At 68.3% G+C, this 14,196-nt stretch carries 13 protein-coding genes; 7 read left to right on the forward strand and 6 right to left on the reverse strand.

Annotated elements, in window-relative coordinates; translation table 11 throughout:
• Positions 1-15: 15 nt before the first annotated feature.
• Positions 16-774 (reverse strand): pirin family protein, encoded by a 759-nt coding sequence (locus A5780_RS10680; RefSeq protein ID WP_064903961.1) that lies wholly within the window; start codon positions 772-774, stop codon positions 16-18.
• Positions 775-952: 178 nt separating this feature from the next.
• Between A5780_RS10680 and A5780_RS10685 the strand changes: the two genes are divergently transcribed.
• Complete coding sequence (locus A5780_RS10685; RefSeq protein ID WP_062962471.1) at positions 953-1,816, forward strand: helix-turn-helix transcriptional regulator; 864 nt, start codon at positions 953-955, stop codon at positions 1,814-1,816.
• Between the two features lie 21 nt (positions 1,817-1,837).
• On the opposite strand, the gene A5780_RS10690 is transcribed toward A5780_RS10685, so the two are convergent.
• Together A5780_RS10690 and A5780_RS10695 are read right to left on the reverse strand one after the other, a co-directional pair.
• Entirely contained in the window at positions 1,838-2,659 is an 822-nt protein-coding gene (locus A5780_RS10690) for an ABC transporter permease (protein WP_082857051.1), read from the reverse strand.
• Positions 2,656-3,489, reverse strand: a complete 834-nt coding sequence (locus A5780_RS10695; RefSeq protein ID WP_082941170.1) for an ABC transporter permease — start codon at positions 3,487-3,489, stop codon at positions 2,656-2,658. Before A5780_RS10695 ends, A5780_RS10690 begins: the two co-directional genes overlap by 4 nt.
• A gap of 180 nt (positions 3,490-3,669) precedes the next feature.
• Between A5780_RS10695 and A5780_RS10700 the strand changes: the two genes are divergently transcribed.
• A complete protein-coding gene (locus A5780_RS10700; RefSeq protein WP_063014929.1) occupies positions 3,670-4,188 on the forward strand; it encodes a peroxynitrite isomerase in 519 nt (172 codons plus the stop codon).
• A 167-nt stretch (positions 4,189-4,355) separates the two neighbouring features.
• Positions 4,356-4,511, forward strand: coding sequence for a hypothetical protein (locus tag A5780_RS39855; RefSeq protein ID WP_156055460.1), 156 nt, complete (start codon positions 4,356-4,358; stop codon positions 4,509-4,511).
• Positions 4,512-4,627: 116 nt separating this feature from the next.
• On the opposite strand, the gene A5780_RS10705 is transcribed toward A5780_RS39855, so the two are convergent.
• The 3 genes from A5780_RS10705 to ispG form a co-directional block, all read right to left on the reverse strand.
• The gene (locus A5780_RS10705; RefSeq protein WP_064908325.1) at positions 4,628-6,433 is read right to left on the reverse strand and encodes a penicillin-binding transpeptidase domain-containing protein; all 1,806 of its coding nucleotides are present in this window, start codon (positions 6,431-6,433) and stop codon (positions 4,628-4,630) included.
• Positions 6,434-6,514: 81 nt separating this feature from the next.
• A complete protein-coding gene (locus A5780_RS10710) occupies positions 6,515-7,375 on the reverse strand; it encodes a GNAT family N-acetyltransferase (protein ID WP_082857053.1) in 861 nt (286 codons plus the stop codon).
• A gap of 108 nt (positions 7,376-7,483) precedes the next feature.
• Complete coding sequence (ispG, locus tag A5780_RS10715) at positions 7,484-8,617, reverse strand: flavodoxin-dependent (E)-4-hydroxy-3-methylbut-2-enyl-diphosphate synthase (protein ID WP_193615572.1); 1,134 nt, start codon at positions 8,615-8,617, stop codon at positions 7,484-7,486.
• A 481-nt stretch (positions 8,618-9,098) separates the two neighbouring features.
• Between ispG and A5780_RS10720 the strand changes: the two genes are divergently transcribed.
• The 4 genes from A5780_RS10720 to A5780_RS10735 all read left to right on the forward strand — a co-directional run bounded on the left by A5780_RS10720 (position 9,099) and on the right by A5780_RS10735 (position 14,194).
• Positions 9,099-9,656, forward strand: a complete 558-nt coding sequence (locus A5780_RS10720; RefSeq protein WP_231982915.1) for an endonuclease V — start codon at positions 9,099-9,101, stop codon at positions 9,654-9,656.
• Positions 9,657-10,170: 514 nt separating this feature from the next.
• Positions 10,171-10,431 carry a three-helix bundle dimerization domain-containing protein gene (locus A5780_RS10725; protein WP_063014933.1) on the forward strand — a complete coding sequence of 87 codons (261 nt, stop codon included), beginning with the start codon at positions 10,171-10,173 and terminating at the stop codon, positions 10,429-10,431.
• Positions 10,432-10,443: 12 nt separating this feature from the next.
• Positions 10,444-11,367: a polyphosphate kinase 2 gene (gene ppk2 / locus A5780_RS10730; protein ID WP_369829516.1), complete on the forward strand. Its 924-nt coding sequence runs from the start codon at positions 10,444-10,446 to the stop codon at positions 11,365-11,367.
• 31 nt (positions 11,368-11,398) lie between these two features.
• Positions 11,399-14,194 (forward strand): cation-transporting P-type ATPase, encoded by a 2,796-nt coding sequence (locus tag A5780_RS10735; protein WP_082976392.1) that lies wholly within the window; start codon positions 11,399-11,401, stop codon positions 14,192-14,194.
• Positions 14,195-14,196: the final 2 nt, after the last annotated feature.

Below are 14,196 nucleotides of genomic sequence, written 5' to 3' on the forward strand. Positions count from 1 at the left end.
ACCGGTCCGGCCGGATCAGCTCGTACTCGCGTGCATCTCCCAGATCAGCACCTCACTCGGCGCCACGGCCGTGATGCGCTGCCCGCCGGTGCCCGTGGTGCGCACCGCGTCACCGGCGGACAGGGTGGTCCGCTCGTCCGGGCCCTCGAAGGCGACTGTTCCGCGGGCCACGAAGACATGACCGAACGGTGCCTCCGGCACCAGCACCGAACGGCCCGGGTCCAGCCGTGCGACGTGGAAGGCCGCGTAGCGGTTGCCGAGGGTGATCGCCGTCTCGGCGCGATGGCGAGGTATTCCGGATGCGACGGTGACCAGCTCGTTGCGTGACAGGTCGGCCTCGACGTCGGATTCCTGATAACCCGGCGCGCGGCCGGCCTCGTCCGGCGGTATCCACATCTGCACCACGTGCAGGTTCGCCCGCTCGCCGTACCCCGCACCGTTGCGTTCGGAATGCAGGATTCCGGTTCCCGCGCTCATGCGCTGGGCCAGGCCCGGCCGGATCAGGCCCGAGTGCCCCTCCGAATCCTGGTGCACCACAGTGCCTTCCAGCACCCAGGTCACGATCTCGGTATTCAGATGCTGATGGGTGTCGAAACCGGCACCGGCCTCGACGACATCCTCGTTGTGCACCAGCAACATTCCGTGCGCATGGGCGGCGAGATCGAAATTCCCGGTCGCGGGAAACGACTGCCGGGAATCGAGCCATTCGTTCCGCCAGCCGTATCGCTGGCCGGATCGTACGATCCGCACCGCCTCCGCTGCTGTCGGCGCCATGGCGATCGACCTCCGTTCCACCCGTGTTCTCCTGCTGCAATCCCCGGGCAATCGTGGATATTCCCGGGTGGGAACGACCGCGCCGGAACCCGCGGGACGGGCGGTATGCTCGCCCGACCGTTCCCGAATCCGTGGAACGTGCTCGAGCGTCCCGAATCTCACGAGGAGTACGCGCGCGATGGCAGGTAAACGCACAGTGCTGACGGTTCAGTTGCGGCGGTTGGCCGCACTGCTGTCGGAGATGCGTGAGCAGGCGGGGATCAGCAAGGAGGTGGTCAGCGCCCGCACCGGCATCAACGTCACCACGCTCTACCGGATCGAAACCGCGCAGGCGCGCCCGCAGCGGCGCACCCTCACCGCGATGCTCGACCTGTACGGCATCGGCGAACCGCAGCGCTCCGACGCGGTGCAGTTGCTCATGGAAGCGCAGAAACCGGGCATGTCGCGTCCGTTCGAGGCGGCCGTCTCGGAGGTCTACGCCGCCTACATCAATTTCGAAACCGAGGCGCTGTCGGCGCGACTGTTCCAGACCTCGTTCATCCCCGGCCTGTTGCAGACCGAGCGCTACGCGTGGGCGGTCCTGGATACCGCGATGCCCAAGGTCGAGACGTCGGTGATCGAACAGCGCCTGCGGGCCCGGGTGGAGCGTTCGAAGGTGCTGACCCGCGACGGTAATCCCCTGGAGTTGTGGGTGGTCCTCGACGAGGCCGCGATCCGGCGGGTGGTCGGCGGGCCCGAGGTGATGCGCGAACAGTTGCTGCGGCTCACCGAGGACACCGACAAGCGCAATGTCATCCTGCAAGTGCTCCCGTTCGGCGCGGGTGCGCACCCGGCGATGGTCGGCTCCTTCGTCGTCCTCGACTTCCCCGATCCGGCCGACCCCGAACTAGTCTACGTCGAGGGGATCGCCGGCGACGATATCGTGGAGGGCCACAACGAGATTCGTCGCTTCGGCGTGATGTTCGACCAGCTGCGCGCGATGGCCCTGAGTCCGCGCGACTCCGCGGAGATGATCAACGAGATCGCCGAGGGCCTGCGCTGATCGATGCCGGCGCGGCGCCGGTCACTGCCGGCTGGCGCGCCGGAATCCGACCGCCGCCGGCACGGCGAAGACGACCATCGCACCGACCGACCATCCCACCGTCGCCCACAGCGGCCCGCGCGCCGGCTCGCCGAGCGCCAGCGCGCGCATCGAGTCGATCGCCGTGGACATCGGCTGGTGTTCCACGATCGGCTGTGCCCAGCCGGGATAGGCCTCCAGTGGAACGAATCCGGTGCTGAAGAACATCAGCAGCGAGGAGCCGAGCGAAATGGCCTCCACCACGAACGTCTTCGCCGAATACACCGCGACCGCCGTCACCATCGTGGCGAATCCCAGTCCGTAGAGCAGCGGCACGCCGAGCACCGCGAGCGCGGCGGCCGGACGATGGAACCGGAAACCGAGCGCCATACCCACCGCGAACAGCACCACCGTGCACAGCACGATCCGGGCGACCTCGGCGAGCAGCCGCGACAGCAGTCCCGAGGCGCGATGGACCGGCAGCGCCCAGAAGCGGCCCAGCAGACCCGCATCCCGTTCGCGGCCGAGCGTCACCGCCCCGGCCAGCGATCCCGACATCACCGACACCACGGTCACCATCGGAACAGAACCGTAGAGCGCGTCGACGCCGGAGAACGAGGAGATCTGCCGACCGAGCACCGTATTCAGCATCACCAGCAGCAGCGCCGGGAAGACCAGGATCTGTGCCGTCGTGAGCGGATCGCGGCGCCAGCGCCGCAACAGCCGGCCGGTCTGCACCAGGGTCTGCGGCAGCAGATATCGCCAGCGCTCGGTATCCACCTGCACGGTCGCCAGTTCGCGCACCGCGGTGTCCGCCCGCGTCATCGCTGCCGCCGCACGGCCAGCACCACCGAACCGCCGCCGAAGACCAGCAGCCCGGCGGCCGTCCACACCACACCCGGTCCGACCGTCGACCGGTCCACCGCTGTCGCGAAACCCGGCTGGTCACCCGCGAGCGCCCGCATCGCGTCGACGAATTGCGACACCGGCTGATTCCGCGCGAAACCCTGGATCCACGGCGGGAATTGGGAGGCCGGCGCGAACCCGGTGGACACCATGCCGAGGATCAACTGCGGCAGCATCAGCACCTGGGTGGTGGCCTCCGGCGATTTCGACAATGCCCCCAACAGATCGCCGAACAGTCCCAGCATCAGCCCGACCGACACCGCGAACAGGACGAAGCCGACTGTTTCCCAGAAGCTTCCGCCGAACCGGAAGCCGATCACGTGCGCGGCCAGCAGCGCCGCCACCAAGGCGATCGTGATGCGGTATCCGGTAGCGGCGGTGCGGGCGACCAGCGGGGCGATCGGCGGAATCGGCATGGTCGCCAGCCGGGCGTCGAGACCGTCGCGGGCGTCGACCGCCGCGCGCAGCGCGGCCGCGGTCGCGCAGAACGACACCGCCTGCATGACGATCATCGGCATCAGGAACTGGGCGTAGCTGCTCGCGCCGTGCCCGGCGAAGCTCATCACCCGATTCAGCGGTACGTAGAAGCCGAGGGTGAACACCGTCGGCGCCAGCACCGCGGTGAGCACCTCGCCGTTGCGCAGCGAGGGCCGGATCTGGCGGCGGGTCAGCACCCAGCACGGCAGCCACCAGCCGCGCAGCACGGCATGCGTGCCCCGCCGCGGCACCGGCTGGATTCGCACTGTCATTGCCTGCTCCGTTCGCACGCGGTCGGCATCCGTCCATCACACCAGACACCGGGCCGCCGCCGCGCGATCTCGGCGCGAGCGGGGCCCGATTCGCGGTGTATGTCGCGGCTTACCCCGTCTCGTCCCGGACGAACCGGACTCTGCCGCGTGGTCGTCCCACCCTCGGCGCCGCGGGGAACTATGCTGTGCGCCGTGCTCGAACCCCAACCCGCCGTCGCGCCCCATCCGGATATCGCCCATCTGGCTCCGCTGCTGGGCACCTGGCGGGGCTCCGGCCACGGGGAGTATCCGACCATCGAGCCGTTCGACTATCACGAGGAGATCCGATTCGGCCACGTCGGCCGGCCGTTCCTCACCTATCGGCAGCGCACCCGCCACGCCGGCGACGGCCGCTCGCTGCACGCCGAAACCGGCTACCTGCGCTCGACCGGCGCGGACCGGGTGGAGCTGATCCTCGCGCACCCCACCGGCATCACCGAGATCTGCGAGGGGCGCATCGCGGTCGTCGAGGACGGACTGCGGCTCGAGCTCGATTCCACTCATATCGGCACCTCGAGTACCGCGAAATCGGTCACCGCGCTGGGCCGCTCGATTCATCTGTCCGGGGACACGATCGACTACAAGCTGCGAATGGCGGCCGTCGGGCAACCGACGCAACATCATTTGTCGGCCAGCTTGCGCCGAGCTGAACAGAATTAAGAATTGACGGTATAACCAGGCTTTTCGTGGTCTCTTCCGCTGCGCGTTCCGGCGCAGGGGGTTGTCGGCGCGCGGTTCGCCGGTTTACGGTTTTCCGGGTCGGCTAATAGTCGGCGAACCGATGGTTCGATGCCAGTGGCTCTCACTCACCGATAAGGGAGAAGACCATGAAGCGTTCGACGCTCACGCTGATCACCGCGGGAATGATCCTCGCCGGGACCGGGGCCGTGGAGATTCTGGGAGACGGTTCGGCCGGGGCGTCACCCCCGACCGAGCACGCGACCTCGGCCACCGTCGGTGGAACGGAGGTGCAGGGACAATAAACGGCTCACGAACGTCACCGCTTTCACCCCCGTGACCGGACGCCACCGAGCGTCCGGTCACGTGTATTCAGGGGCTCCCGAAAATCTTCGTCCGCACGGCGCGCACACGCCCCGGCTCAGGCACTCCCCGGTGGCAGAGCCGCCAGCATATCCCTGGTCACCGCGACCGCATTGTCCGAACTCCCGCCGCGGACCAGCAGCGTCGCCCACGCGAGATCGCCGCGATAGCCGATGAACCACGAATGCGATCCGCCGTCGACCTCCGCCTCACCGGTCTTGCCGAACACCTCGCCCTGGTCGGCGATCCGCTCGGCGGTACCGCCGGTGACCACCTTGCGCATCATCGCCTGCAGGCCCTCCACCACCTGCGGCGACAGGCTCGGCCGGTCGCCGTGGACGGCCGTCTCGTGCCCGGAGATCAGATACGGCGTCGGCGCCGACCCGTGCGCGACCGTCGCCGCCACCAGCGCCATGCCGAACGGGCTGACCACCACCCTGCCCTGGCCGATCCCGTCCTCGGTGCGAACCACCTCGTCGTCGGCGCGCGGCACCGAACCCGACACGGTCGGCAACCCGGCCACGGTGTAGTCCGGGCCCACCCCCATCCGCGCCGCCGCGTCGGTCAGGGCCGCACCGGGCAGTTCGCTGGCCAATTTCGCGAAGGCCGTATTGCAGGACCGCTCGTACGCCGTCGACATCGGCACATCGCCGAGGGAGAACAGGTCGTAGTTGGGAATTGTCCGCTCCCCCACCACGATTCGGCTCGGACACGGCACGACGGTATCCGGATTCGCGATGTCCGCGGTCATCGCGGCGGCGGCGGTGACGGTCTTGAAGGTGGAGCCGGGCGGATATAGTCCGGTCGTCGCGACCGGCCCGTCGGTGTCGGCGGCCTCGTTCTGCGCCACCGCGAGGATCGCTCCGGTGGAGGGCTGGATCACCACCATCATGGTCTGCTCGCGGCGCGGGTCGACGGCCCGCTGCGCGGCGTTCTGCACGGTGCGGTCGATACTCAGCGAGAACGACGGGGCCGGTTGCGGCGCAACCTCTTTCAGCACATCGGTATCGACGCCGTCGGCATTGACGGTGACCACACTCCAGCCCGCCTTGCCGTCGACCTCGTCGATGACGGTCTTGCGGATCTGCGTCATCAGATCGGGCGCGAAATGCCGGTCGGTGGGAAGCAGATCCCACTGCCGGTCGGTGGTCACTCCGGGCAGGCCCAGCAACTGTCCGCTGACCTGGTCGAATTCCCAATCGCTGAGGCCCAGGACGAGAGTGGGACCGTGTTGTTTCCGGGCGGCGGCCAGGATCGCGTCGGTGGTCAGGGTGTCGTCGAACTGGTTGAGCGCGGCCGACAGCGCTCCGGCCACATAGCCCGGATCCGGGGCGTCGGACACCGCGAACGAAATCCGGTGCACGACCCCCGGAACCAGGACGTCGCTGCCGGATCGTTCGTTGACCCGGGCCCGCGGAGCCGCAGTGGTGCGCAGGTGCAGGCTTTGGGTGTCGCCCAGTTTCGGATGGATGTCCGAGGCGCTCCAGCGCACCTTCCACTGCCCGTCGCTGCGGCCCATCTGCAACTGGCCGGAGTAGCTCCAGGCGCGGTCCTTCGGCAGTGTCCACTCGTAGGTGTAGTCGACGGTAGCGGTGTCGCCGGTGACGCGCGCGGAACCGGTGTGCGCGGCCAGGTGCTGCGCCTGCAGGTTCTGCCACGCCGAAGCCAATGCCGCCGAGGCCTTCTCGGGCTGCGTGGTCAGATCGGCGGCGTGCGCCGCGTCCTGCCGGGCGAAGGCGGACAGGAAGGAGTCGGCGGCGGCGACCGGACCCTGCGGTCCGGACGAACACGCGCTCGCCGTCACCACGACGGCGGCGGCCGCACCCAGCACCAGTGCGCGCGGCGCACATCTCGACTTCCACATTGCCACCGATGGTAGCCAGCCGGTCGCTGGTAAACGTTGCGACACACTGGTTTTGCACAGTAAGCGGGGAAACCCGCGCGCTCAGTCCACGAGGATCGTCGCGAATGTCGCGACCTGATGGAAGCCGACCTTGGCGTACGCGCGGCGGGCGACCTCGTTGTAGGAGTTCACGTACAGGCTCGCGGTGCGCCCGGCCGCGACCACCGCGTCGGCGACCGCGGCCGTCCCGGCGGTGCCGAGACCGCGACCCCGCCACTGCGGATGGACCCACACGCCCTGGATCTGACCGGTCCGCCGCGACATCGCCCCGACCTCGGCCTTGTAGACGACCTGGCCGTCCTCGAAGCGCGCCCACGCGCGGCCCGCCTCGATGAGGCTCGCCACCCGGCGCCGGTATCCGCGACCGCCGTCGCCGGCCCGCGGATCGACACCGATCTCCTCGGTGAACATCGCGACCGCGGCGACCAGATACCGTTCCAGCTCGTCGCTGCGCACGCGACGCACCTTCGGATCGGGGATGGCGCGGGCGCGGCCGTCGAGGGCCAGCAGCGGCTGATCGGCGCGGATCTCACGCGGCGGACCCCACCGCTGTTCCAGCGTCTCCCACAGCGGCAGCGCCAATTCCTGGCGGCCCACCACCGAGGAGCACACCCGCGGCCACCGGGCCGCGCGATCGGCGAAGGCCCGCATATCGTCGGTCGTTCCGCGCAACGGCACCAGATTGGCGCCGGAGAAACACAGCGAATCCGCCGGGGTACGCCGCGTCCACAATTCCCCGCCGCCGCGGTTGTCCAGGCCGTATTCCTGCAGACGCGCGGCAACCATGCACCCGGCCACCGGATCGGTGTCCAGCACTTCCAGCACCTGCGCCAGATCGCGATCCGCGAGCTGACGAGCACCGGAAATCCGTGACCGGCGCGACGGTTCCAGCACACTCCGCACGCTCCCAGCCTGCCATGAACGACGCCTGCGTGCGGGGGCTTTGCTCGGCTCCAAGGGCAGAATGCGCCCGGCGCGCAACACGCCCGCTCCCCTGTCCGCGTCCGGCGGTCAGCCGACGGTCACGACGGGCTCGCCGTTCTCGGCGTCGGTACCCATCTCGTCGGCGATGCGCATGGCCTCTTCGATCAGCGTCTCCACGATCTGGTGTTCCGGCACGGTCTTGATGACCTCGCCCTTCACGAAGATCTGGCCCTTGCCGTTACCGGAGGCGACACCCAGATCGGCCTCACGAGCCTCACCGGGACCGTTGACCACACAGCCCATGACCGCCACCCGCAGCGGCACCTCGAGACCCTCCAGACCCGCGGTGACCGCGTTGGCGAGGGAGTAGACGTCGACCTGCGCACGTCCGCAGGACGGGCAGGACACGATCTCGAGTTTGCGCGGACGCAGATTCAGCGACTGCAGGATCTGCCCGCCAACCTTGACCTCCTCGGCGGGCGGCGCGGACAGCGAGACCCGGATGGTGTCGCCGATGCCCTCGCTGAGCAGGGCGCCGAAGGCCACCGCCGATTTGATCGTGCCCTGGAAGGCCGGCCCGGCCTCGGTGACGCCCAGGTGCAGCGGGTAGTCGCACTGTGCGGCCAGCTGCCGGTAGGCCTCGACCATGACCACCGGATCGTTGTGCTTGACCGAGATCTTGATATCGCCGAAGCCGTGCTCCTCGAACAGGCTCGCCTCCCACAGCGCCGACTCCACCAGTGCCTCTGGGGTGGCCTTGCCGTATTTCTCGAGCATGCGCTTGTCCAGCGAGCCCGCGTTCACGCCGATCCGGATCGGGATCCCGGCGGCACCGGCGGCCTTGGCGACCTCCTTGACCCGGCCGTCGAACTCCTTGATGTTGCCCGGATTGACGCGCACGGCGGCACAGCCGGCATCGATCGCGGCGAAGATGTAGCGGGGCTGGAAGTGGATGTCCGCGATCACCGGGATCTGCGACTTCTTCGCGATCATCGGCAGCGCGTCGGCGTCCTCCTGCCGCGGGCAGGCCACGCGCACGATGTCACAGCCCGAGGCGGTCAGTTCCGCGATCTGCTGCAGCGTGGCGTTCACGTCGTGGGTCTTGGTCGTGGTCATCGACTGGACGGAGATGGGGTGATCACTGCCCACTCCCACCGTGCCCACCATCAGCTGGCGCGTTTTACGCCGCGGTGCGAGGACCGCCGCCGGTGCGGCCGGCATCCCCAGGGTGATGGCTGTGCTCACGTTCGGCTGCCTACTTTCGTCTGCGTCTGGTGCACCCGTTCGTTGCCGAGTCTAGTGCGGGCGGTATGAGAGCGACCTGTGAGAGCACCGACACCCCGGCCGGTGAACCACGCACTCATGGTCCGCCACCACCGCCGAACGACTGTGACCAGGACCGTACCGTCGCCGGGCCGAGCTGCCCGGCACACCCGGTATGCCCGGTCATCCGCGTTTTTCCGCCCGGATGCCGAGGTGGCTACCGTAGACGAGCCGAAGACCGGCAAGCACCGTCGCGTTCAGGAGGATTCACCGGATGTACATCCCGCGACCACGTGTCGGGCGGCGCTGACCGTGCGCCTGGCGATGACTCCCGAACTGCCCGCCGACCCGGAAGCGGCTGCGGCACTGCAGGAACGATTGCGCGATTCGGTGCTCACCTACGACCCGGCGGCCGCCGCGATTTCGCACCGTCGCGGGCCTGGATTCGGCCTACGACGAGTCCGGCGCGGTCGTCGCCGCCGTCGTGGTCCTCGATCTCGACACGATGGCGACCGTCGACACCGCCGTCGCCCGCGGCACGACGCGGTTTCCGTACGTGCCCGGCCTGCTCGCGTTCCGGGAACTGCCGACCACCCTGGCCGCGCTGGAACGCCTCGAGACCACGCCCGACCTGCTGGTCTGCGACGGCCAGGGCATCGCCCACCCGCGGCGCTTCGGGCTGGCGTGCCATCTGGGGGTGCTGACCGGCCTGCCGTCGATCGGCGTCGCCAAGACGGTGTGGGGTCGATGCGACGAGCCCGATGCCGCGCGGGGTTCGGTATCCGACATCACGGTGGACGGCGAGGTGGTCGGCCGGGCGCTGCGCACCCAGCCCGGGATCAAACCGGTGTACGTGTCGGTGGGCCATCGCATCTCCCTCGACACCGCGTGCGCCCAGGTTCTCGCGCTCGCACCGAAGTACCGCCAGCCGGAGACCACCCGCCGCGCCGACCATCTGTGCCGAACACTGTTGCGCGACAGCGTCTCTCGCGGCTAGGGAAGCGCCCGGGCACAGCGGGCGAGCAGCGCCGGGTGGCAGCACCGAACCAGCCTACGAAGGCGACCATCGGCAACTTCATCGCTAATCGACGATTCGCGTTGCGCGGACCCGCGAGATTCGCCGAACACCACCGCCACCCGGAGCGACGGCAATCAATGTCCGGGCGGCGCCAGAGTCGAATGTCACCTCGTTTCAGATATTCGTTCTCGAATTGCGATCGCGCCTGATGCGGTCGATTGTTTTCCGTTTCGTCGTACCCGATCGAAGTAGCCGAAATCCGATGACTATTCGCCGATCGCCACCGGACGCGAACCCTTTACTCCGATCCGGGTCGGCCGCGTGCGATCGCCGCGAACACTACATATCAAGACGAACACCGCAGATCAGACGGCACGACAGGGGAACGGCCACCGGAGGCGGATATGACGAATCACGAAAGAGCAAGGCGCCGTCGAATTTCGCGCCCGATTCGTGCCTTGACGACCATCGCCGCCGGGCAGACGATAGACCGATGACCGGCGATGAGGAATTGATTCAGGTCGAACAAGTCATCGAGCGAATGATCGCGCGCCACCCGTCCGTCCCGCCGGGGGACATAGAACTCATCGTGCGCGACATCCACAAGCGCTTCTCCGATGCGCGAGTACACGACTTCGTCCCTCTACTCGTCGAGAAGGCAGCACGGCAAGCGATCAGCATCCGGCCCGCAGGAACACCGGCATCCGCGTCTCGCACCCGTCCGCGCGGCACGCGCGCAGTGACGGTCATCTGAGGAGACGAGTACGTGGGGAAGAAGTCCCGCCACGGCAAGCGCCGGGCCGACACCCCGGGGAACACGCTCACCGAGCGTTCCCACCGTCCGCCGCGAAGCTCGGCGGAGCTGTCCGGCGCGCAGGAATCCGCGGCGGCGAGGTCGAACGAACCGATATCGAACACGCCGATGTCGAACAAGGAGTACCGGCGGCTGCTGCGGCCGTTGCAGGCCGAACTGGTCGCCCTGCAGGAGTGGGTGAAGGACTCCGGCGCGCGGCTCTGCCTCGTCTTCGAGGGCCGCGACACGGCCGGTAAGGGGGGAGTCATCAAGGCCATCACCGCGCGCGTGAGCCCGCGGGTGTTCCGGGTCGTCGCCCTGCCCGCCCCCACCGAGCGGGAGAAGTCGCAGATGTACATCCAGCGCTATCTGCCGCATCTGCCGGCCGCCGGCGAGGTCGTCATCTTCGACCGCAGCTGGTACAACCGGGCCGGCGTCGAACGGGTGATGGGTTTCTGCACCGACGAGCAGGCCCGGCACTTCCTCGAGCTGATTCCGACGGTGGAACGCGAGATCGTCGACTCGGGCGTCATCATGCTGAAGTACTGGCTGGAGGTCGGTCAGGACGAGCAGACGCGGCGGCTGCAGAGCCGCATCGACGACCCCCGCAAGATCTGGAAACTGTCGGATCTGGATCTGCGCTCCTACAGCCGCTGGTACGACTATTCGCGGGCACGGGACGAGATGTTCCACTTCACTGACACCGGCTGGGCGCCCTGGTATATCGCGGCCACCGACGACAAGAAGCGCGGCCGGCTCAACATCATCAGTCACCTCCTCGGCCGGATCGACTACGAGCCGCTCGATCGACCGCAGGTCGTGCTACCGGATCGGCAGAGCGCGAACGGCTATCGCGTCCCACCGCAGCCGCTGCACTGGATTCCGACGCCGTACTGAGAGTTGCGAGCCGAGGGAGAGGACGAGCGTTATGGCGGACACACAAGCGGTGCCCCGGAATCCGTCCGCCGGCGCACCGGCACCCGAACCTGCCGATTGGCACGCCCGCGACGCCGACGCGGTGGTGACTGCGCTCTCCTCGGACCGGCACGCCGGACTCACCACCGCCGCGGCCGAGCAGCGGCGTAAACGCTACGGCCCCAACGAAATAGCCGCCGAGCCCGCACCGGCGCCCTGGGCCGTCGCGCTGCGACAGCTCCGCGATCCGATGAACCTGATGCTGGTCGCGGTGGTGGTGGTCAGCGTCGTCATCGGCGAGATTCCGACGGCCGTCGTGGTCGGGGTGCTGGTCGTGCTCAACGTCGTACTCGGCACGCGACAGGAACTCGTGGCGCGCGCGAGCGTGGACGCGCTGGCGAAGATGCAGTCGGCGCAGGCGCGGGTGGTGCGCGACGGAGTGCTGACCCAGCTCGACGCGCTCGAGCTGGTGCCCGGCGATATCGTCCAGCTCGAAGCGGGCGATATCGTCCCCGCCGACGGCCGGCTCGTCACCTCCGCGACGCTGGAGACCCAGGAGGCGGCGCTCACCGGTGAAAGCGCCCCCGTGGCCAAGGATCCCGGCACCCTCGCCGCCGCGGACGTACCGCTCGGCGACCGCGGCGACATGGTCTATCAGAACACCTCGGTCACCCGGGGGACCGCCACCATGGTGGTCACCGAAACCGGGATGAACACCGAGATGGGCCGGATCGCGTCCATGCTGTCGGCGGTCCCCCCGTCGAGATCACCGCTGCAGCGTGAGCTGGATTCGCTGACGAAACTGCTCGGGGTGATCGCGTGGACGGCGGTGGCGATCATCGTGGTGATCGGTGCGCTGCGCGGCCAGGATGTGACAGCGGTACTACTGCTGGGCATTTCGATGGGCGTCTCCGCGATTCCCACCGGGCTGCCGACCTTCGTCCAGGCGATGCTGGCCTACGGCGCACGCCGCCTCGCCGACGCCAAGGCCGTGGTCAAGAACCTCACCGATGTCGAGACGCTGGGCGCGACCAGCGCGATCAACTCGGACAAGACCGGCACCCTGACCATGAACCAGATGACGGTGCGATCGCTGTTCTTCCACTGCCGCTGGTACGGCGTGACCGGAGAGGGCTACAGCACATACGGAACGGTCACCGAGGCCGCGGGCGAAGGCGTCCCGGATTTCAGCCTGCTCGCCTATGGTCTGTGCCTGGACAGCGACGCCACCGTGTCCGACACCGGAGAGGTGGTCGGCGATCCGACCGAAGCGGCGCTGGTGGTACTGGCGGCCAAGCTCGGCATCGACGCTCCGCTCACCCGCCGCGCCTACCCGCGCATCGCCGCGGTGCCCTTCGACTCGGCCTACAAATTCATGGCCACCTTCCACCATCTGCGCGTCGACGATCGGACTCGATTCGTCGAATTGGTCAAGGGCGCACCGGATATGGTCCTGGCCCGCTGCGCGAGCGCCTACCGCCCCGGCCGCACGGAGGTGCCGATCGACGAGGCGCGCGCCGAGATCACCGCCGCGATGCACACCATGTCGGAGCAGGGCCTGCGCGTTCTCGCCTTTGCCGTCCGGATCCTCGACGGCCGGGTGGACGCCGCGCGGGCCGATCCCATGTCGCTGGTCGAGAATCTCACCTTCGTCGGCATGGTGGGTATCATCGACCCGCTGCGGCCCGAGGCGGTCGATTCGGTGCGCATCGCCCACGAGGCAGGGATCGACGTGCGCATGATCACCGGCGACCACGCGATCACCGCCGCCGCGATCGGAGCCGAACTCGGGCTGGGGCCGGGGGCGGTCGGCGGCGCGGAACTGCAAGCCATGACCGACGAGCAACTGGCCGAGGCGCTGCCGAATCTGCACGTGTTCGGCCGCGTGACCCCCGAGGACAAGCTGCGGCTGGCCGGCGTGATGCAGCGCGGCGGCGCGGTGGTGGCGATGACCGGTGACGCGGTCAACGATGCCGCCGCGTTGAAGAAGGCCGATATCGGCGTCGCGATGGGTTCGGGCAGCGAGGTCACCAAACAGGCCGGCAAAATGGTGCTCACCGACGACAACTTCGGGACGCTGATCACCGCGATCCGCCTCGGCCGGGCCATCTACGACAAGATCGTGTCCTACATTCGGTATCAGATGTCGAAACTGTTCTCCCTGGTGCTGCTGTTCTTGGTGGCCAGCATCTTCGACATCAACCACGGCGTCGCGCTGACTCCGCTGATGGTGCTGTTCCAGCACTTCTTCATCACGCTGTTTCCGGTCGCCGTCATCATGACCGACCCGCCGCCGGCGAATCTGATGAACAAGCCGCCGCGCGATCCGGCGATGCCGATCGCCAACCGGACCGCGTTCGCGCAGTGGCTGGCCTACGGTGTGCTGCAGTTCGCGGTCGCCCTTGCCGCCATGCTGCTGGCTCCCGGCGAGATGAGTACGGACACCGCCTCGGTGCCGATGACGACGACCTTCGTGGTGCTGTCACTGGGTTCGGTCCTCGCCGGGCTCGCGATGCGTCGCGATCCCGAATCCGGTTTCACCGCACCGGTTCTCGGTGCGCTGAAGATCTTGTCGATCCCGGTCGTCGTCACCGTGCTTGCCGTGGAATTGAGTTTCCTGCAGGATCTGCTGATGACGACATCGCTGACGGGTGGCCAGTGGCTGGCCTGTCTCGGCTGGTCGGTGCTGATCCCGATCGCGATCGAGGCGGAGAAGGCGCTGCGGCGCAGGCGCATCCGCCACAACGCACCGCAAATTCCGCTCAATACTGCGGCCGCGGTGACGCCGCTGCGTGCCCGGGCGCACTGAGG

This window comes from Nocardia sp. 852002-20019_SCH5090214, from assembly GCF_001665865.1.
GTDB classification, from domain to species: domain Bacteria; phylum Actinomycetota; class Actinomycetes; order Mycobacteriales; family Mycobacteriaceae; genus Nocardia; species Nocardia nova.